Genomic DNA, 19,049 nt, shown 5'->3' with positions numbered 1-19,049 from the left:
AATTATTCATGGCAACAAAAATTGGTATTAACGGATTTGGACGTATCGGACGTAATGTATTCCGTGCAGCACTTAAAAATAACGACGTAGAGGTAGTAGCAGTTAATGACTTAACTGATGCAAACATGCTTGCTCACCTTTTACAATATGATACAGTTCACGGAACTCTTCAAGAGAAAGTAACTGTTGACGGTGACTACCTTGTAGTTGGCGGTAAGAAAGTAAAAGTATTGGCAGAGCGCGATCCTGCTCAACTTGGTTGGGGAGATCTTGATGTAGATATCGTTGTTGAATCTACGGGCCGTTTCACAAAACGTGCTGACGCAGCGAAGCACATCGAAGCTGGTGCGAAGAAAGTCATCATCTCTGCTCCTGCATCTGATGAAGACATTACAGTGGTTATGGGTGTTAACGAAGATAAATACGACGCGGCTAGCCACGACGTTATCTCTAACGCATCTTGTACAACTAACTGCTTAGCGCCATTCGCGAAAGTTCTTAACGATAAATTCGGAATCAAGCGTGGAATGATGACAACGATCCACTCTTACACAAACGACCAACAAATCTTAGATTTACCACATAAAGATTACCGTCGTGCACGTGCAGCTGCTGAGAACATGATTCCAACAACTACAGGTGCTGCGAAGGCTGTATCTCTAGTTCTTCCTGAGCTTAAAGGGAAATTGAACGGTGGAGCGGTTCGTGTTCCAACTCCAAACGTTTCTCTAGTAGACTTAGTTGCTGAACTTGATAAGAACGTAACAGCTGAAGACATTAATGCCGCTTTCAAAGAAGCTTCTGAAGGCGATCTTAAAGGAATCCTTGCTTACAGCGAAGAGCCTTTAGTATCAACTGATTACAATGGCAGCCCTGCTTCTTCTACAATCGATGCACTTTCAACTATGGTTCTAGAAGACAACATGGTGAAAGTCATCTCTTGGTATGACAACGAGAGCGGATACTCTAACCGTGTTGTAGACCTAGCTGGTTATATCGCTTCAAAAGGACTTTAATTCATAAAGTTTTGTAAATTGACATCATTAGCATGGTGATTGATGGATAAATTTTGTCCCACCATCTATAATGAAGATGTGATAAAGGGGAGCGGGGAAGATTCCCCTCTCCCTTTTCTTGTTGTTGTTTCTATTTTTTTGAAAAAGATGTAGAAATTGAAAACCAAAGGAGGCCTTTCACGATGAACAAAAAGTCGATTAAAGATGTCGATGTACGAGGGAAACGCGTATTTTGCCGTGTGGACTTCAATGTACCGATGTCAGAAGGCAAAATCACAGATGAAACCCGCATTCAAGCTGCTCTCCCTACGATCAAGTATCTAGTAGACGGCGGAGCAAAGGTCATTCTGGCTAGTCACTTAGGCCGTCCGAAAGGTGAAGTGGTGGAAGAACTGCGCTTGACACCTGTGGCTGAAAGACTTTCCGAACTTCTCGGGAAAAATGTAGTCAAAGCAGACGAAGCTTATGGTGACGCTGTTCAATCAAAGATCGGCGACATGTCTGAAGGTGACGTTCTTGTACTGGAAAACGTTCGCTTCTATCCTGGTGAAACGAAGAATGATCCTGAGCTTGCGAAAGGATTTGCAGCGCTGGCTGACCTTTATGTGAACGATGCATTTGGTGCTGCTCACCGTGCACATGCTTCCACTGAAGGAGTGGCGAAACACCTTCCGGCTGTAGCAGGACTACTGATGGAGAAAGAGCTTGACGTATTAGGAAAAGCCCTATCCAACCCTGAACGCCCATTCACAGCCATCGTCGGTGGAGCGAAAGTCAAAGACAAAATCGGTGTCATCGACAACCTGTTAGATAAAGTGGACAACCTGATCATCGGCGGAGGACTTGCTTACACATTTGTGAAAGCTCAAGGCCATGAAGTAGGGAAATCCCTTCTTGAAGAAGATAAAATTGATTTAGCGAAGCAATTCATGAAAAAAGCAGAAGAAAAAGGCGTCAAATTCCTTATGCCTGTTGATGTAGTCGTTGCTGATGACTTCTCAAATGATGCAAATACGAAAGAAGTGGATATCGATTCGATCCCTTCAGATTGGGAAGCACTTGATATCGGACCTAAGACGAGAGCTCTATTCCAGGATACGATCAAAGATTCTAAGCTTGTCATCTGGAACGGACCGATGGGTGTATTCGAATTAGAAACATTTGCAAATGGAACGAAAGCCGTAGCGGAGGCGTTAGCCGATGCAACAGATACATATTCTGTTATCGGTGGCGGTGACTCTGCAGCAGCCGTTGAAAAGTTCGGCTATGCTGATAAGATGAGTCATATTTCTACAGGTGGTGGAGCATCACTCGAATTCATGGAAGGAAAAGAACTTCCTGGAGTAGTGGCTCTTAACGATAAATAATCGCTTCTCAAAGACCAACAATTTTGTAGAAACGATTTAATACCAGAAAGGATGAGGACTATGCGTAAACCGATTATTGCAGGTAACTGGAAAATGAACAAAACGCTTGGAGAAGCTAAATCCTTTACTGAAGAAGTAAAAGGATTAGTGCCTGATCAGGAAGTAGTAGATTCTGTCATTTGTTCACCAGCCCTATTTTTAGAAACCCTAGTGAACTTGACAAAGGATTCTAAAGTGGCTGTAGGTGCTCAAAACATGCACTTTGAAGAGAACGGAGCGTTCACAGGAGAAGTAAGTCCTGTAGCACTTTCTGACTTAGGTGTACAATATGTCATCCTTGGACACTCTGAACGTCGTGAAATGTTCAACGAAACAGATGAGTCAGTGAACAAGAAGACTCTTGCTGCCTTCAAACACGGTTTAACACCGATCGTTTGTGTAGGTGAAACACTAGAACAACGCGAAAACAATGAAACAAAGGAACTTGTCGGAACTCAAGTGAAAAAAGCACTTGCAGGTCTTTCTGAAGATCAAGTGAAACAAACGGTCATTGCTTATGAGCCAATCTGGGCAATCGGTACTGGTAAATCGTCTACTGCGGAAGATGCGAACGAAGTATGTTCCCACATCCGTCAAGTGGTTGCAGGAGAATTCTCTGAAACAGCGGCAGATGCCGTGCGCATCCAATACGGCGGTAGTGTAAAGCCTGCTAACATCAAAGAATACATGGCTCAATCTGATATCGATGGTGCCCTTGTAGGTGGAGCAAGCCTTGAACCACAAAGCTTCCTTCAATTGTTAGAAGGTGCTAGTAACAATGAGTAAGTCTCCAGTAGCATTAATCATCCTGGACGGCTTTGCCTTCCGTGATGTGAAAGAAGGAAATGCGGTCGCTCAGGCAAACAAGCCAAACTTTGACCGCCTGTGGAATCAATATCCTCATAATCAACTGACTGCCTGTGGCGAAGCTGTGGGACTCCCTGAAGGTCAAATGGGGAACTCCGAAGTGGGTCACTTGAATATCGGTGCAGGACGTATCGTGTATCAAAGCTTGACGCGTGTGAACCTGGCCATCCGTGAAGGGGAATTCGAACAGAATACCACATTCCTGGATGCCATCAATCATGCAAAAGAAAAAGGCACGAATCTTCATATCTTCGGACTGCTTTCGGATGGCGGAGTGCACAGCCATATCGAGCATCTTTATGCCCTCTTAGGTTTAGCGGCCAAAGAAGGAATGAAAGATGTGTATGTCCATGCCTTCCTTGACGGTCGAGACGTCGGCCCTCAAACGGCGAAGAAGTATATTGAAGACGCCGAAGCAAAAATGAAGGAAATCGGCGTCGGACAATTCGCGACGATTTCAGGTCGTTACTATTCAATGGACCGCGATAAGCGTTGGGAACGAGTGGAGAAATCCTACCGTGCCATGGTATATGGTGAAGGCCCAAGCTATCAGGATCCAATCGAACTGGTAAATGATTCGTATGAAAATGGAATCCATGACGAATTCGTGATTCCATCTGTCATTACAAAAGAAAACGGAGAGCCGGTCGCAACGATCAAAGACGAAGATGCCGTCATTTTCTACAACTTCCGTCCGGACCGTGCCATCCAAATTTCGAATACATTTGCGAATGCAGATTTCCGTTCATTTGAACGCGGGGATAAATCACCGAAAGATCTTCACTTTGTATGCTTAACAAAGTTTAGTGAAACAGTGAATGGATTTGTTGCCTTCAAACCAACAAACCTTGATAACACCCTTGGCGAAGTCCTTTCTCAAAACGGACTGAAGCAATTGCGCATCGCCGAAACAGAGAAATATCCACACGTCACGTTCTTTATGAGCGGTGGACGTGAAGCGGAATTCCCTGGTGAGAAACGGATTCTGATTGATTCTCCTAAAGTGGCAACGTATGACTTGAAGCCTGAAATGAGTGCGTACGAAGTAACGGACGCACTACTTGAAGAGATTCGTGAAGATCGTCAGGATGCCATCATCCTGAACTTTGCCAACCCTGATATGGTCGGTCACTCAGGCATGCTTGAGCCAACGATCAAAGCAATTGAAACAGTGGATGAATGTCTAGGGAAGATCATCGACCTCATCACTGAAAAAGGCGGTACAGCCATCATTACAGCAGACCACGGGAATGCAGATGAAGTACTGACCGAAGAAGGCAAGCCAATGACGGCTCACACAACGAACCCTGTTCCTGTCATCGTGACAAAAGAAGGAATTGAGCTTCGTGACGGTGGAAAACTCGGCGACCTTGCCCCAACCATGTTAGATATATTGAATGTCAATCAACCAGACGAAATGACTGGAACATCATTAATTAAAAAATAAGGAGAGATTCTAAATGCCATTTATTACAGACGTATATGCACGTGAAGTATTGGATTCACGCGGTAACCCAACAATTGAAGTAGAAGTTTACACACAATCAGGTGCTTTCGGACGCGCACTTGTTCCATCTGGAGCGTCAACTGGTGAATATGAAGCAGTTGAACTTCGTGACGGAGATAAAGACCGCTACCTTGGTAAAGGGGTACAAAATGCAGTCGATAATGTAAACAACGAAATTGCTGAAGAAATCATCGGATACGACGTGACAGAACAAGTAGCGATCGACCAGGCGATGATTGCTCTTGACGGTACAGAAAACAAAGGTAAATTAGGTGCCAACGCAATCCTTGGTGTATCCATGGCGGTTGCACGCGCAGCTGCTGACTTCTTCGGAGTTGAATTATACCAATACCTTGGTGGTTTCAACGCGAAGCAGCTTCCAGTACCAATGATGAACATCGTTAATGGTGGAGAGCATGCTGATAACAACGTAGACATCCAGGAATTCATGGTAATGCCTGTAGGAGCTCCTACTTTCAAAGAAGGTCTTCGCATGGGTGCTGAAATTTTCCATAGCCTGAAATCAGTTCTTAAATCAAAAGGTTACAACACTGCAGTTGGTGACGAAGGTGGATTCGCTCCAAACCTTAAATCAAATGAAGAGGCACTTTCTACCATCATCGAAGCAATCGAAAAAGCCGGTTACAAGCCTGGAGAAGAAGTTCTTCTTGCAATGGACGTAGCAGCTTCTGAAATCTACAACAAAGAAGACGGTAAGTATCATCTTTCTGGCGAAGGCGTCGTTCGTACGTCCGCAGAAATGGTTGATTGGTACGAAGAAATGTGCAACAAATACCCAATCATCTCCATCGAAGACGGTCTTGACGAAAACGACTGGGATGGTTTCAAACTACTGACTGACCGTATCGGTAACAAGGTTCAATTAGTAGGGGATGACCTGTTCGTTACAAACACGACGAAGCTTTCTCAAGGTATCGAACAAGGTATCGGTAACTCGATCCTGATCAAAGTGAACCAAATCGGTACACTGACTGAAACTTTCGACGCGATTGAAATGGCGAAACGCGCTGGTTACACAGCCGTCATCTCTCACCGTTCTGGTGAAACAGAAGACAGCACAATCGCTGACATCGCTGTTGCAACAAACGCTGGTCAAATCAAAACAGGTGCACCATCACGTACAGACCGCGTAGCAAAATACAACCAACTACTTCGCATCGAAGATCAATTGGCTCACACAGCTCAATATCTTGGAGCGAAAACATTCTATAATGTTAATCGCTAATCGCGATTGAAGAGAGGCAGCCCCGTCTTTGGACGGGGTTGTTTTTTTGGTTTTGGGGTGGTTATTGAGGGGTGTCCTGTCGATTGGGGAGGGGTGCGGACGCTTTTGGATGGTGTTTGATTTGGTTTTTAAGAATGATTGGAGATACATACTCTTTCCAGGGATGTCCGACTCTTCATTTGAATGGAATCCAGCCAGTTTTGATGATAATCCGGCCGTTTTTGAGTAGAATCCAGCGGTTTTAGGAGAGAATCCAGCCGAATCAATGGAGAATCCGGCCGAAAACGCAAGGAATCCAGCCGTTTAACAATTTAACCCATCACTCCGTCCGCCGATAACCACTGTTCCCGTACCAACTCTTTCCACAATTCAAATAATATTACCTTGTCCAGTCCCTCTTTCCTATGGTAAACTAGTAGTAATGTTATGTTCGTATCAGGAGGTGGGACTCATGCACACAATACTCGTCACTTTACTTATTATTGTATCCATTGCACTTATTGCTCTTGTATTACTTCAATCAGGTAAAAGTGCTGGACTTTCAGGGGCCATCTCTGGTGGTGCAGAACAACTTTTCGGGAAACAAAAAGCTCGTGGGATTGACTTAGTACTGCACAGAATCACAATCGTATTATCGGTACTATTCTTCGTACTAACCATCGCCATCGTAGCTATCTAATACGAACAAAAACCTGATCATTAAGGTCAGGTTTTTTTATTTATCAGACTGATTTTATAAGCGGAATATTGGATTGTCAGACCGATGTTTGCTAAAAATAGAGAGGAAGAGTGGACTAAACGATCGTTTAATAGAATGGAGCCTGTAACATCAAGTTTCTCAGCTACTAATCAAACGTTTGTTTAACAAAAAATCCACAAACATCCGATTACATACGAAAATCATCTAAACAACCGTTTAATAAGATGAAGCCTTTAAAACTAAGGTTTCTGGATACTAATCAAACGTTTGTTTAAATTAAGATTAAAGGAGTCATGTACGATGAAAACCGTATTACCTAAACCATTCACATTCGAAGCAGGTCCAAGAGCCGTCTTGTTGCTTCACGGATTCACGGGGAATTCAGCAGATGTCCGGATGCTTGGACGCTACTTGGAAAAGAAGGGCTATTCATCTCACGCACCCCACTATAAAGGACACGGCGTTCCACCGGAGGAGTTGGTCCATACAGGGCCTGAAGATTGGTGGAAGGATGTCATGGAAGGCTATGAGCATTTAAAGAGCAAGGGGTACGAGGAGATTGCGGTTGCAGGCCTTTCTCTAGGAGGGGTATTTTCTCTTAAATTAGGTTACACTGTACCTGTAAAGGGTATTGTCCCTATGTGTGCGCCAATGTATATAAAAAGTGAAGACGTGATGTATAATGGGGTTGTTGATTACGCCCGTGAATTTAAAAAGTTTGAAGGAAAACCGGAAGACCAAATTGAAAAAGAAATAGAAGAATTTAAGAAAACGCCGATGAATACATTGAAGTCCCTGCAGGAATTGATTGCAGATGTACGTGAAAACGTGGACATGATCTATTCACCGACGTTCGTCGTACAGGCAAGACATGATCATATGATCAATACGGATTCTGCGAATATCATTTACGACAACGTCGAGTCGGATGAGAAAGAGATCAAGTGGTACGAAGAGTCCGGTCATGTCATTACTTTGGATAAAGAAAAAGAACAGCTTCATGAAGACGTCTACGGTTTCTTGGAGAAATTGGATTGGACGGTTTGATGAATTCGATGATCAGGAGGGATTGTCATGGACGAAAATATTAAAGGGCATGTGGATAGGCTCCTTTCCTATATGAAGGAAGAAGCTTACAAGCCATTGACGGTACAGGAGCTAGAAGAAGCATTCGGAATTGAAGGGTCCACGAACTTCAAAGACTTTGTCAAAGCACTTGTCGTAATGGAAGAAAAAGGGCTCGTCGTACGTACAAGAAGCAATCGCTACGGCCTGCCTGAAAAAATGAATCTGGTAAGAGGGAAAGTATCCGCTCATGCAAAAGGATTTGCGTTTGTGATACCGGAAGAGTCCGGGATGGACGATATCTTCATCCCTCCTAATGAAACGAATAACGCCATGCATGGCGATATTGTATTAGTAAGGGTTTCAACCTCTTCTTCAGGTTCAAGAAGAGAAGGGACCGTCGTCCGGATCGTCGAACGCGGTGTCGATCAAATGGTTGGTACGTTCACGGAGAGCAAGCATTTCGGTTTTGTCATCCCCGATGATAAGAAGTTTGCCAGTGACGTCTTCATCCCGAAATCTGCCCAGATGGGAGCGGCAGAAGGTCATAAGGTCGTCGTAAAGTTGACGTCATATCCTGAGGGACGCAAGAGTGCTGAAGGGGAAGTCATCGAAATCCTCGGTCATAAAAATGATCCGGGAGTTGATATTCTTTCAATCATCCATAAGCACGGGATTGACGTTGAATTTCCTGAAGAGGTTATGGATCAGGCGAACAAGGTGCCAAGTGAAATCGACGAATCGGAAATTCCGAACCGGAAAGATCTTCGGGATCAGACCATCGTCACGATTGATGGTGCAGACGCCAAGGATCTGGATGATGCCGTAACGGTGACGAAACTTGCCAACGGGAACTACAAGCTTGGAGTACATATTGCAGACGTCACGTACTATGTCAAAGAAAGCTCCCCGATTGATCAGGAAGCATTCGATAGGGGAACGTCGGTCTATCTCGTAGACCGGGTCATCCCGATGATTCCGCATCGTTTATCGAACGGGATTTGTTCCCTTAATCCAAAAGTTGATCGTTTAACCTTATCTTGTGACATGGAAATTTCACCTGAAGGCGATGTCGTGAAACATGAAATCTTCCAGAGTGTCATTAAAACGACCGAGCGAATGACCTATTCAGATGTAAACAAGATCCTTGTCGATAAAGACGAAGAGTTACGCACGAAATATGAGCCTTTGGTGCCGATGTTCGAGGAGATGGAGGACCTGGCTCAGGTTCTTCGTACAAAACGGATGAAGCGCGGGGCGATCGACTTTGATTTCAAAGAAGCGAAAGTGCTGGTGAATGAAGAAGGGGAACCGACGGATGTCGTCCTTCGTGAACGCTCAGTGGCAGAGAAGCTGATCGAAGAATTCATGTTGGTGGCGAATGAGACGGTTGCCGAGCATTTCCACTGGATGGAAGTGCCATTCATCTACCGTATCCATGAAGATCCGAAAGAAGATAAGCTTCAGCGCTTCTTCGAGTTCATCACCAATTTCGGTTTGATTGTAAAAGGTACAGCTAATAGCATCCATCCCCGTGCCCTTCAGGAAATAGTCGAAGACGTACAGGGTGAACCGGAAGAAATGGTCGTTTCGACGATGATGCTTCGTTCCATGCAACAGGCGAAATACGATCCTGAAAGCCTTGGGCACTTCGGACTCGCGACTGAGTTCTATACTCATTTCACATCTCCAATCCGTCGTTATCCTGACTTGATCGTACATCGTTTGATCAGAACGTACTTGATCGAGGGGAAAGTGGATCAGGCCACCCGTGAAAAATGGGGTGCTCAAATGGGGCATATCGCGGAACACACATCAAGCCGTGAGCGCCGTGCAGTGGACGCAGAGCGTGAAACCGATGAACTGAAAAAAGCAGAGTATATGGAAGACAAAGTGGGAGAGGAATACGACGGAATCATCAGCTCCGTTACGAATTTCGGGCTGTTCGTCGAATTGCCGAACACCATTGAGGGTCTTGTCCATGTAAGCTATATGACGGACGATTACTACCGGTTTGATGAACGCCATCTTGCCATGATCGGTGAAAGGACTGCCAATGTATTCCGGATTGGTGATGAAATCACGGTTCGTGTCGTAAGCGTCAATAAAGATGAGCGTGCCATTGATTTCGAAATCGTCGGCATGAAAGGGAAGCGCAAAGAGCGCGAAGGCCGGGTCCGTTCGTTTTCGACAGATCAAGGAAAATCAAACCGAGGGAAATCGGATCGGTCTTCATCCAATAAAAAGGACGGAGAATGGTCGACCCGTAAACCAAGCAACAAGAAGAAAAAGACGAATAAGAAGCACTTTGAAAATGCACCTCGAAGCAAACGTAAAAAGAAGAAGTAACAGGTTCAGGAGCAATGGGACATCCTTTGCTCCTTTTCCTTTCAACGTGTAACGATACAATTTTTCTTAAAAATATGAGATAATAATGAGTAAACTGACGGAAATGACTAGGGGGATTCCAATGCCAAAGGGAGAAGGCAAGCTTATTGCCCAAAATAAAAAAGCGAGGCATGACTATGCCGTAGAAGAAACTTACGAAGCGGGACTGGTGCTCCAGGGGACAGAGATCAAAGCGATCCGGGGAGGCCGTGTGAACTTGAAGGATTCCTTTGCCCGTGTTCAAAATGGAGAAATCTTCGTTCATAATATGCATATCAGTCCATATGAGCAGGGAAATCGTTTTAATCATGAGCCGCTTAGAACACGTAAGCTGCTGCTTCATAAGAAGCAAATCAACAAACTGATCGGTGATTCAAAGGAAGCCGGGTATTCAATCGTTCCCCTGAAGCTATACATTAAAAACGGTGTGGCAAAGCTTCTGATCGGACTGGCACGTGGTAAGAAGAAGTATGATAAACGCGAAGACTTGAAGCGTAAAGAAGCGAATCGTTCCATCCAAAGGGAACTGGCTCAGCGCCAAAAAGGAATGTAATACTACAGATTTCCGGAATCTGGCATTTGCAATTATCTCAGGATTTGTTATACTAGTATATGTCGCGAGGTAATTACGCGGCTGTAAGAACAATTGAATAAGTGACTTACACGCTGAACTTATTCTTTCCCGTTCTTCCCTTTCTATCATGGGGACGTTACGGATTCGACAGGGATAGTTCGAGCTTAGGTCGCGAGCCGTAGGGGTCGTCTACGTTAAAACGCCAAAGCCAATAATAACTGGCAAAACTAACAATAACCTAGCTTTAGCTGCGTAATAGCGCTTTAGCTGTTCCTCCCTCCATCGCCTATGTGGTAGGGTAAGGGACTCACTCTTAGTAGGCTACGCCGGAGTCCACCGTCTGAGGACAAAGGAAGAGACCAATCAGACTAGCTACACGGACGCCCGTCGATAGGCAGAAGCTGTAGCGAACTTGCGAATATATCGACTACGCTCGTAGACGCTTAAGTGGCGATGTTTCTGGACGTGGGTTCGATTAGTTCATAGTCGCCTTATGTGGTAACACATAAGTGAAAATTTGGCTTTATCGGTGAAACCTAAGTCACACCCAGTGTGATAAGGCAATGCCGAGCGGTATGTGGAGCAATCCAACAGCCGTGTATCGACTTATAGGCTGCCGAAGTTCGGTAGTACTAGGATGCGGAATCCTATCTCTCAGCAGATAAATTTATATTTCGCATAATACGCCAAAGGACCTGAAACTACACAAGGTTCAAGATATAGTCAGTGCCATGTCGAAAGCATGGAAGTGCACGTCCCACCGTCTCCACCAAATACATATTTGGTGGTTTTTATTTTATCTAGCCATACGAGGGCCTTTGAATATTAACCTCTTAATTTTAAAAAAGTGAAACCATGTTATTGCTGTTTGGCATAAACATGGTTTTTTAGTTCAATTATTGTGGAAAAGGTTTCCTCAATAACATTTTATAATTTGAAAAACTCTTCTTCAAAAGTCACCTTTTGTTTTAAATTATCCGGATTATACTTTCCGTTTCTAACCGTTACTCGATCATAATGATCAAGAATCCAGGCTGCTCGTTTCTTCTTTTTTATAACCCTTAGGAATGGGAAAATTAACTTTAATACATATAGAACTTGATTCTTTGCCTTGATTGAAAGTGTGTATGAATTAAGGTGACGATCAGGATTGTAGTTCTTCTTTTTTGTAATTTGACCGTTAGTTAGTATTTGAAGATATTCTAAAAGTTCATAATCAGTAGAGGCGATAGTAATGCAGGGGCGTCTGTGCTCTTTGTCATGCATGCGTGTCAGTGTTATGGAACCTTCTCCATCAATAATTCCAGCTAAATAAGCTGCCTCCCAATCCTCCATGATAAACAACTCCTATAAATTAATTTATATACCTTTTGTACTATTCCTCTATTTACATAAATTCTAACCAACCTAAATTTCTTTTTTCGCCTATATCTGCACAAATAGCGGATACTTAAAATAGTTCAATCCCTTAAATTTTTTATTTACCCAATACTTTTGCAGAATTTATGCAGTTTGAACTATATCTGTCACAACCAATAAAAACATGGATTATCCGTTTAATGACATTTTAAGTGGATATAGTATAGGTGTAGAAACTAACTTATCTCAAGGAGGAAAATAACATGTCACATGAAAAGTATCAATCTGCCATTAAAGCACTGCATGAATGTATGGAAGCTTGTAACCACTGTTACGATTCTTGTTTAAAAGAAGAAGATGTCAACATGATGAAAGATTGTATCAGGTTAGATCGTGAATGTGCGGATATTTGTGCATACTTAGAACAATCCTTAGTAAGAGGGACGCCATTTGCGGCTGAACTCGCCCAAGTGTGTGCGAAGATTTGTGAAACATGCGGTGAAGAATGTAAGAAGCATGATCATGATCATTGTCAAAAATGTGCGGATGCCTGCTTCAATTGTGCAGAAGAATGTAAAAAAATCGCGTAATCAAAAAGAAGTGGAGACAATCCTATTGTCTTCACTTCTTTTTATGTAGGTTTATATTTTCCACTGGTACCCGATGCCCCAGATTGTTTTCAAATGGTTCTCGATTGGGAATCCGGCTTTTTTTAATTTATCCCTCAGATTCCTGATATGTGAATCGACGGTTCTGATGTCGGTTTTGGAATTGATATCCCATACCATCAGAAGGAGTTGTTCCCTGGTATATACGCGGTCAGTATTCTTCATCAAGGAATGCAGGATATTGTATTCCTTTAAGGTTAAGGAAAGAATTTGATTTTCATACTTTAGCGTATAGGTATGTCCATCCAATGTGAAACCGCCCCTGGTTAGTTGTTCCGAATCTTCTATTTGCTCATAACAGGTTTTTCTTCTGAAAAGGGCATTTACCCGTGCGACAAGTTCCTCTTCGTCAAAAGGCTTGGTAATGTAGTCATCCGCCCCTACATTTAACCCCTTCACGATGTCATCCTTCTCCCCCCTGGCAGTCAACATGATGATGGGAACAGTGGAAAACTTCCTTATTTTTTCACAGGTATGAAAGCCATTCAGTTCCGGCATCATAATGTCTAAAATGATTAGGTCTACGGGATGGTTTTTCATATATTGAATCGCATCATAGCCGTTATTCTTCTTTATACACGAATAATCGTGAGGAGTGAGATAAAGTTCCAATAGATTCAACATCTTTGTTTCGTCATCTATTAATAAAATGGTGTTCATAAGTTCAAACCTCCAGGCATTACATTATGATATTGATTGATGTCCCCTTATCCGGTTCACTTTCGATCGAGATGTTTCCGCCGTGAGCCTCCACGAGCTCCTTTACGATGGATAAACCGAGACCGGAACCTCCAAATTCCCTAGAACGTGATTTCTCTACCCGGTGTAATCTGTTAAATACCCTGGAAAGCTCATCAGTAGGAATCCCTATGCCTTGATCGTTGATTGTAAGAGACAACTTGTCAGTTCCTTGTTGTCGGGCTGTGACACTTGTTGTTGAACCTGGCTTTGAATATTTCAAGGAGTTATCTAAAAGATTCATGATGATTTGTTCCAGACGGATCGGGTCCGCATGGAATGAAAAGGGGTCCTTAACAGAAAGGATTAAATCCATTTCCCGGCTTTTGAAAGCAGGAGTGATTTTTTTAATGATTTTTTGGAAGTATGGCAATGATTGTATCTCTTCCTGGTGGATGGAAAAGTTATTCTCATCGATTTTGGCAAGTTCAAATAGGTTATCGATTAATGTGACAATGGTTTTTGATTCTTCCTGTATGATCGTTAAATACTCTTTTCTTTCAGTTTCCGGGATTTCGTCTCGAAGAGAGACATTCGTGTATCCAAGAACATAGGTCAACGGGGTTCTCAGCTCGTGAGAAATAGTGGCCAGAAATTCAGAACGGTTGTGTTGAATGGTCTCTAAATCATTGGCTAGAGTTTTGATTGATGCTGCCAGTTCCCCTAGTTCATCTTTTCCCAAGTGAGGTAGCTTGACTTCGAAATTCCCTTTGCTCAATTCTTCAGTGGCTTGCTTCATTCTAATTAGTGGTCGTGTCAACATTTTGGATAGAAGAAAATGGATACCTGCTAATATGATGAGACTCATGATTCCTGCAAGAAGAAAGTGTCCATTTAGTTTACTGATTAAGTTCCGTAAGGGAGATGCGCTTTTAAACATATAAACATAACCTTCGTTGCCATCCTTCTCAAAAGCTGTAACAGTGGCCAAATAATTCATATCCTTCCAATTTGCTTCAATCACCCTTCCTCCGCGGGGCAAAGATCGGGGGCTATCATTAATGAGCTCTCTCATTCCTTTTGTTAATTTCTTCGAACTGATAATAACGTGATGATTTTTATCTGTAATCACCACTTCGGTTTCGGTTTTTGATTCCATGAGCGCAATATGATGCAAGGTAGTAGTTGAATAACGATCCTCTAATACATCCCGATGGCTGTTTCCCCGGGAAAGGATGGATTGAAATTCCTCCTGGACCCGTACATCAATAATATTGTCATGGAGGTATAACATTAATAAACCTTCCATGATGAATACGGCAATCGTAAAGTAAGCGGCTAACTTGATTGAAATCTTATTCATATCGGCAACCCCATTTATACATTTCTTTGTTTAGTTTAGGGGAAAAATATGAAAAAAGTATGCATATTATCCCTTCTACTTAAATTCGCTTAATTGAGTACTCAATACGATACCCTAAAAAAGCTGTCTTGAAAATGTTTGTTCTCCATATAATTTGCATATTTGCTGGGTAAAATTTTAAAAGAAATGACTCAAGGAGGTACTACCTATGAAACAACATAGAAGAAAATGGTTCCTATTTATCGTTACTGCTCTGTTTCTCATGTTGAGTGCTTGTTCAAATAATCAAGATGAGAATAAAGCAAATAATGATAATGAGACGGAGAAGTCCGAAGAAATGGATGGTATGGACCATGGTGATATGAATCACTCAGGTTCGGAAGAAGTACCAGAGGGATTGAAAGAAGCATCAAGCCCAAAATATGAAGTAGGAAGCAAAGCCATCATAAAGGCTGATCATATGAAAGGTATGAAGGATGCAGAAGCAACCATTACAGGGGCTTACGACACGGTTGTTTATACGGTTACCTATACACCAACCACTGGTGGAGAGAAAGTGGAGGACCATAAATGGGTCATTCATGAAGAACTGAAAGACTATGGTGATCAACCGTATAAACCTGGAGAAAAGGTGGTCTTGAATGCCGATCATATGAAGGGGATGAAAGGGGCAACGGCTACCATTGACTCTGCTGAGAAGATGACGGTTTATATGGTAGATTACACACCTACTACAGGTGGAGAAGAAGTAAAGAATCACAAATGGGTCACTGAGAGCGAATTATCACCAGTTGAATAATAGAAAAAAGAGATGACCGTATCTTTTACGAATCATCTCTTTTTTGACCAACGGCATATTTTCGTTTTAATAAGGAAGGAGTTTATAGAATACCGCCAGTGGTACACAATATATACACAGGATAAGGACACAAGCCCATTTTTAATTAATTCCAACTTTATCTGTTGACTATAATCGATTACAGTTGTAAACTATAAATATAAATCGATTACAAATGTAAACATGAAGGAGTGGTAGACTTGCCCAAAGAAGAAAAACCGGAAATCACGGATTCTGAGTGGGAAGTGATGAGAGTTGTCTGGACGCTCAAAGAGGTGACCAGCAAGGAAATAAGTGCTGTCCTGCAGGAAAAGAAAGAGTGGAAACCGGCAACGACGAAAACCTTTATTGGGCGCCTGGTCAAAAAAGGGATGCTGACAACCGAAAAAATCGGAAACCGGTTCATTTACAGGCCGGGAGTCAGCGAGAAAGAAAGCCTCAAAACACTGAAGTCAGGATTATTCACCCATATATGCAGCCGGGCGGTGGGGAAAACGATTGCCGACCTGATTGGAGAGGCAACGCTGAGCCATGATGATATCGCCCTTCTTGAACAAGTTTTACAAACCAAGAAAAGGGATGCTGTCGATGAAATCGCATGTAATTGCGTACCAGGACAGTGTACCTGCAAAAAAGATCACGGCATGAAATGCCATCATTAAAAATTAAAGGAGTGTTTTTGCAATGGAAAAAACATTATTAAACGTATCTGGAATGACATGTGGGAATTGTGTGAAAAAAGTAGAGACGGTCTTAAACGAACTGGACGGAGTAGAAAAAGCCAAAGTTGATCTCGAGAATGGTGCGGCTAAGGTGAAGTATGACGAATCGAAGCAATCACCAGACAGTTTAAGTAGAGCGGTGTCTGATGCGGGATATCAAACAGAACCTGCAAAATAAAAGGTGGCTAGCACAATGACAGAAAAAACATTGAACATCGAAGGAATGACATGTGCCTCTTGTTCACAGGCTGTTGAGAAAGCAACGAAGAAACTGGCTGGTGTTCAACAAGCAAACGTAAATCTTGCAACGGAGAAATTGAATATAACCTATGATGAAAATGAGCTCTCCCTTGAAGAAATCAAGCAAGCCGTGGATGACGCAGGTTATAGAGCAGTCACAGAAATGGAGAAAAAGACCTTCAGCGTGACGGGCATGACGTGCGCATCCTGTGTGCAATCGGTTGAAAAGGCGACAAGAAAATTGGATGGCGTTAAGGATTCGACGGTCAATATGGCTACAGAGAAAATGGTCATTGAGTACGATCCCTCCGTCGTTACCGTGTCTGATATCAAGGGGGCGGTTTCCGACGCCGGATACGGGGCACAGGAGGAGATGGACTCAGAGGATTCAGTAGATGAAGACAGGGATAAGAAAGAGCAGCACATCAGGACCATGTGGAAACGCTTCTGGGTTTCAGCTGTCTTCACCGTTCCCTTGCTCCTGGTTTCCATGGGGCATATGTTCGGCATGCCACTGCCCGATGCGATCGATCCGATGGTGAACCCATCTGGATTTGCATTGATACAACTTGTTCTTACCGTTCCTGTCGTAGCGATGGGGAAACCATTTTTCACCGTAGGGTTTAAGACGCTTTCAAAACGCCATCCCAATATGGATTCATTGGTGGCCCTCGGAACGGGGGCAGCATTCTTCTATAGTTTGTTTGCAAGCATCATGATCATGGCAGGCAGTGAACGGTATGCGCAGAACCTTTATTTTGAATCGGCAGCCGTCATCCTCACCCTCATTACATTAGGGAAATATTTCGAGGCCCTTTCCAAAGGGAAAACGTCTGAAGCGATCAAGAAACTGATGGGGCTTGCCCCTAAAACAGCCACTGTCGTAAGAGATGGAGCAGAGGTCGAAATATCGGTCGAAGAAGTGGAAGTCGGGGATATCATCATCGTAAAACCCGGTGAGAAGATACCGGTGGATGGAGTAGTGACAGAAGGAAAAACATCCGTCGATGAAGCAATGCTCACCGGGGAAAGTATCCCTGTTGAGAAAACGTCGGGTTCGAACGTCATCGGTGCGAGCATCAACAAAAATGGAACCATCCGATACGAGGCGACGAAAGTAGGAAAAGATACAGCATTATCCCAGATCATCAAGCTGGTGGAAGATGCTCAGGGCTCAAAGGCCCCCATTGCTAAAATGGCGGATGTGATTTCAGGTTATTTTGTGCCCATCGTCATCGTTCTTGCCATTCTATCCGGGCTCGCCTGGTATGTTTCAGGAGAATCAGGCCTCTTTGCCTTTACGATTGCCATTTCGATTCTCGTCATCGCCTGTCCTTGTGCTCTTGGACTCGCGACACCTACAGCCATCATGGTCGGTACGGGAAAAGGCGCTGAAAATGGCGTCCTCATTAAAAGCGGTGGAGCCCTTGAAACGACCCACAAAATAGACACCATCGTGTTTGATAAGACCGGTACCATCACGGAAGGTAAGCCTGTCGTGACGGATATCGTGATGGCAGAAGGCTTTTTAGAGGAAGAACTCCTGATTCTTGCTGCTTCAGCTGAAAAGGGATCTGAGCATCCCCTTGGAGAAGCGATTGTCCGAGAAGCGGAAGAGAGAGGATTGACCCTGCGTAAGACTGACTTCTTTGACGCCATCACGGGACAGGGAATTGAAGTGACGGTCGAAGGAGACGATCTCCTCCTCGGAAACCGTAAGCTGATGGACGAAAATGATGTCGATGTCGGTAAATTGGCGGAAGTGTCGGACCGGTTGGCAGCAGAGGGGAAAACGCCGATGTACATCGCCGTCGAAGAAGAGATTGCGGGCATCATCGCCGTTGCCGATACGGTGAAAGAAACGAGTTTCAAAGCCATTGAAAAGCTTCACAGGATGGGGCTCCAAGTGGCCATGATCACGGGAGACAACAAGCGGACGGCGGAAGCGATCGCAAGAGAAGTAGGGATTGACCGCGTACTGAGTGAAGTACTGCCTGAAGACAAAGCAAATGAAGTCAAGAAGCTTCAGGAAGAAGGCAGGAAAGTGGCCATGGTCGGGGACGGGATCAATGACGCCCCGGCCCTTGCGCAGGCTGATATCGGGATCGCCATCGGCTCCGGTACGGACGTGGCGATGGAGTCGGCAGACATCGTCCTCATGAGAAGTGATCTAATGGACGTACCGACAGCCGTTGAACTGAGTAAAGCGACCATAAGGAACATCAAGCAGAATCTTTTCTGGGCATTTGGCTATAACATCCTCGGTATTCCCATTGCCATGGGGATCTTGTATCTGTTCGGCGGACCGTTACTAAACCCAATGATAGCAGGAGCGGCCATGAGCTTCAGCTCCGTATCCGTGTTGCTGAACGCCCTTCGCCTGAAAAGATTCAAACCATCAGAAACGTAGTT

17 protein-coding genes and 1 other RNA gene are annotated in these 19,049 nt (G+C 43.8%); 15 read left to right on the top strand and 3 right to left on the bottom strand.

The genetic code is table 11. The features are described from left to right. Positions 1 to 8: 8 nt before the first annotated feature. From gap to ssrA, 10 genes are all read left to right on the top strand, one after another. A complete protein-coding gene (gap, locus tag AC0VXY_RS19305; protein ID WP_435989293.1) occupies positions 9 to 1,016 on the top strand; it encodes a type I glyceraldehyde-3-phosphate dehydrogenase in 1,008 nt (335 codons plus the stop codon). A gap of 182 nt (positions 1,017 to 1,198) precedes the next feature. After that, positions 1,199 to 2,383, top strand: coding sequence for a phosphoglycerate kinase (locus AC0VXY_RS19300; RefSeq protein ID WP_475526205.1), 1,185 nt, complete (start codon positions 1,199 to 1,201; stop codon positions 2,381 to 2,383). Positions 2,384 to 2,443: 60 nt separating this feature from the next. Beyond that, positions 2,444 to 3,208: a triose-phosphate isomerase gene (gene tpiA, locus AC0VXY_RS19295; RefSeq protein WP_435989295.1), complete on the top strand. Its 765-nt coding sequence runs from the start codon at positions 2,444 to 2,446 to the stop codon at positions 3,206 to 3,208. Further along, complete coding sequence (gene gpmI / locus AC0VXY_RS19290; RefSeq protein WP_475526204.1) at positions 3,201 to 4,736, top strand: 2,3-bisphosphoglycerate-independent phosphoglycerate mutase; 1,536 nt, start codon at positions 3,201 to 3,203, stop codon at positions 4,734 to 4,736. The genes tpiA and gpmI overlap by 8 nt, the downstream gene beginning before the upstream one ends. A gap of 13 nt (positions 4,737 to 4,749) precedes the next feature. Then, positions 4,750 to 6,042: a phosphopyruvate hydratase gene (eno, locus tag AC0VXY_RS19285; RefSeq protein ID WP_060672587.1), complete on the top strand. Its 1,293-nt coding sequence runs from the start codon at positions 4,750 to 4,752 to the stop codon at positions 6,040 to 6,042. A 451-nt stretch (positions 6,043 to 6,493) separates the two neighbouring features. Next, positions 6,494 to 6,721: a preprotein translocase subunit SecG gene (gene secG / locus AC0VXY_RS19280; protein WP_060672588.1), complete on the top strand. Its 228-nt coding sequence runs from the start codon at positions 6,494 to 6,496 to the stop codon at positions 6,719 to 6,721. Between the two features lie 321 nt (positions 6,722 to 7,042). Continuing rightward, positions 7,043 to 7,789: an alpha/beta hydrolase gene (locus AC0VXY_RS19275; protein ID WP_475526203.1), complete on the top strand. Its 747-nt coding sequence runs from the start codon at positions 7,043 to 7,045 to the stop codon at positions 7,787 to 7,789. Between the two features lie 27 nt (positions 7,790 to 7,816). Next, entirely contained in the window at positions 7,817 to 10,156 is a 2,340-nt protein-coding gene (rnr, locus tag AC0VXY_RS19270; protein WP_475526202.1) for a ribonuclease R, read from the top strand. 121 nt (positions 10,157 to 10,277) lie between these two features. Continuing rightward, a complete protein-coding gene (gene smpB, locus AC0VXY_RS19265) occupies positions 10,278 to 10,748 on the top strand; it encodes an SsrA-binding protein SmpB (protein ID WP_044338267.1) in 471 nt (156 codons plus the stop codon). Positions 10,749 to 10,906: 158 nt separating this feature from the next. Continuing rightward, positions 10,907 to 11,247: a transfer-messenger RNA gene (gene ssrA, locus AC0VXY_RS19260) on the top strand. 449 nt (positions 11,248 to 11,696) lie between these two features. Here the strand turns inward: ssrA and AC0VXY_RS19255 are convergent. After that, positions 11,697 to 12,104 carry an LAGLIDADG family homing endonuclease gene (locus AC0VXY_RS19255; protein ID WP_475526201.1) on the bottom strand — a complete coding sequence of 136 codons (408 nt, stop codon included), beginning with the start codon at positions 12,102 to 12,104 and terminating at the stop codon, positions 11,697 to 11,699. 287 nt (positions 12,105 to 12,391) lie between these two features. Here AC0VXY_RS19255 and AC0VXY_RS19250 point away from each other — a divergent pair, with 287 nt between their 5' ends. Continuing rightward, the gene (locus AC0VXY_RS19250; RefSeq protein ID WP_475526200.1) at positions 12,392 to 12,718 is read left to right on the top strand and encodes a four-helix bundle copper-binding protein; all 327 of its coding nucleotides are present in this window, start codon (positions 12,392 to 12,394) and stop codon (positions 12,716 to 12,718) included. A gap of 51 nt (positions 12,719 to 12,769) precedes the next feature. On the opposite strand, the gene AC0VXY_RS19245 is transcribed toward AC0VXY_RS19250, so the two are convergent. Next, complete coding sequence (locus tag AC0VXY_RS19245; protein WP_435989300.1) at positions 12,770 to 13,456, bottom strand: response regulator transcription factor; 687 nt, start codon at positions 13,454 to 13,456, stop codon at positions 12,770 to 12,772. A gap of 19 nt (positions 13,457 to 13,475) precedes the next feature. Next, positions 13,476 to 14,837, bottom strand: a complete 1,362-nt coding sequence (locus AC0VXY_RS19240; RefSeq protein WP_475526199.1) for a sensor histidine kinase — start codon at positions 14,835 to 14,837, stop codon at positions 13,476 to 13,478. 208 nt (positions 14,838 to 15,045) lie between these two features. Between AC0VXY_RS19240 and AC0VXY_RS19235 the strand changes: the two genes are divergently transcribed. The 4 genes from AC0VXY_RS19235 (at position 15,046) to AC0VXY_RS19220 (ending at position 19,047) form a co-directional block, all read left to right on the top strand. After that, positions 15,046 to 15,636 carry a DUF1541 domain-containing protein gene (locus AC0VXY_RS19235; RefSeq protein ID WP_435989302.1) on the top strand — a complete coding sequence of 197 codons (591 nt, stop codon included), beginning with the start codon at positions 15,046 to 15,048 and terminating at the stop codon, positions 15,634 to 15,636. A 239-nt stretch (positions 15,637 to 15,875) separates the two neighbouring features. Then, positions 15,876 to 16,337, top strand: a complete 462-nt coding sequence (locus AC0VXY_RS19230; protein WP_475526198.1) for a CopY/TcrY family copper transport repressor — start codon at positions 15,876 to 15,878, stop codon at positions 16,335 to 16,337. A gap of 22 nt (positions 16,338 to 16,359) precedes the next feature. Beyond that, positions 16,360 to 16,575, top strand: a complete 216-nt coding sequence (locus AC0VXY_RS19225) for a heavy-metal-associated domain-containing protein (RefSeq protein ID WP_435989304.1) — start codon at positions 16,360 to 16,362, stop codon at positions 16,573 to 16,575. A 15-nt stretch (positions 16,576 to 16,590) separates the two neighbouring features. After that, entirely contained in the window at positions 16,591 to 19,047 is a 2,457-nt protein-coding gene (locus tag AC0VXY_RS19220) for a heavy metal translocating P-type ATPase (protein WP_475526197.1), read from the top strand. Positions 19,048 to 19,049: the final 2 nt, after the last annotated feature.

The sequence above is a fragment of the Rossellomorea sp. QJM3NY_18 genome, assembly GCF_056173145.1.
This window is presented reverse-complemented; position numbering and strand designations above follow the sequence as displayed.

Coding starts and splice junctions, on each gene's coding strand:
- gap (WP_435989293.1), top strand. CDS start 9: ATGGCAACAAAAATTGGTATTAACGGATTTGGACGTATCGGACGTAAT.
- AC0VXY_RS19300 (WP_475526205.1), top strand. CDS start 1,199: ATGAACAAAAAGTCGATTAAAGATGTCGATGTACGAGGGAAACGCGTA.
- tpiA (WP_435989295.1), top strand. CDS start 2,444: ATGCGTAAACCGATTATTGCAGGTAACTGGAAAATGAACAAAACGCTT.
- gpmI (WP_475526204.1), top strand. CDS start 3,201: ATGAGTAAGTCTCCAGTAGCATTAATCATCCTGGACGGCTTTGCCTTC.
- eno (WP_060672587.1), top strand. CDS start 4,750: ATGCCATTTATTACAGACGTATATGCACGTGAAGTATTGGATTCACGC.
- secG (WP_060672588.1), top strand. CDS start 6,494: ATGCACACAATACTCGTCACTTTACTTATTATTGTATCCATTGCACTT.
- AC0VXY_RS19275 (WP_475526203.1), top strand. CDS start 7,043: ATGAAAACCGTATTACCTAAACCATTCACATTCGAAGCAGGTCCAAGA.
- rnr (WP_475526202.1), top strand. CDS start 7,817: ATGGACGAAAATATTAAAGGGCATGTGGATAGGCTCCTTTCCTATATG.
- smpB (WP_044338267.1), top strand. CDS start 10,278: ATGCCAAAGGGAGAAGGCAAGCTTATTGCCCAAAATAAAAAAGCGAGG.
- AC0VXY_RS19255 (WP_475526201.1), bottom strand. CDS start 12,104: ATGGAGGATTGGGAGGCAGCTTATTTAGCTGGAATTATTGATGGAGAA.
- AC0VXY_RS19250 (WP_475526200.1), top strand. CDS start 12,392: ATGTCACATGAAAAGTATCAATCTGCCATTAAAGCACTGCATGAATGT.
- AC0VXY_RS19245 (WP_435989300.1), bottom strand. CDS start 13,456: ATGAACACCATTTTATTAATAGATGACGAAACAAAGATGTTGAATCTA.
- AC0VXY_RS19240 (WP_475526199.1), bottom strand. CDS start 14,837: ATGAATAAGATTTCAATCAAGTTAGCCGCTTACTTTACGATTGCCGTA.
- AC0VXY_RS19235 (WP_435989302.1), top strand. CDS start 15,046: ATGAAACAACATAGAAGAAAATGGTTCCTATTTATCGTTACTGCTCTG.
- AC0VXY_RS19225 (WP_435989304.1), top strand. CDS start 16,360: ATGGAAAAAACATTATTAAACGTATCTGGAATGACATGTGGGAATTGT.
- AC0VXY_RS19220 (WP_475526197.1), top strand. CDS start 16,591: ATGACAGAAAAAACATTGAACATCGAAGGAATGACATGTGCCTCTTGT.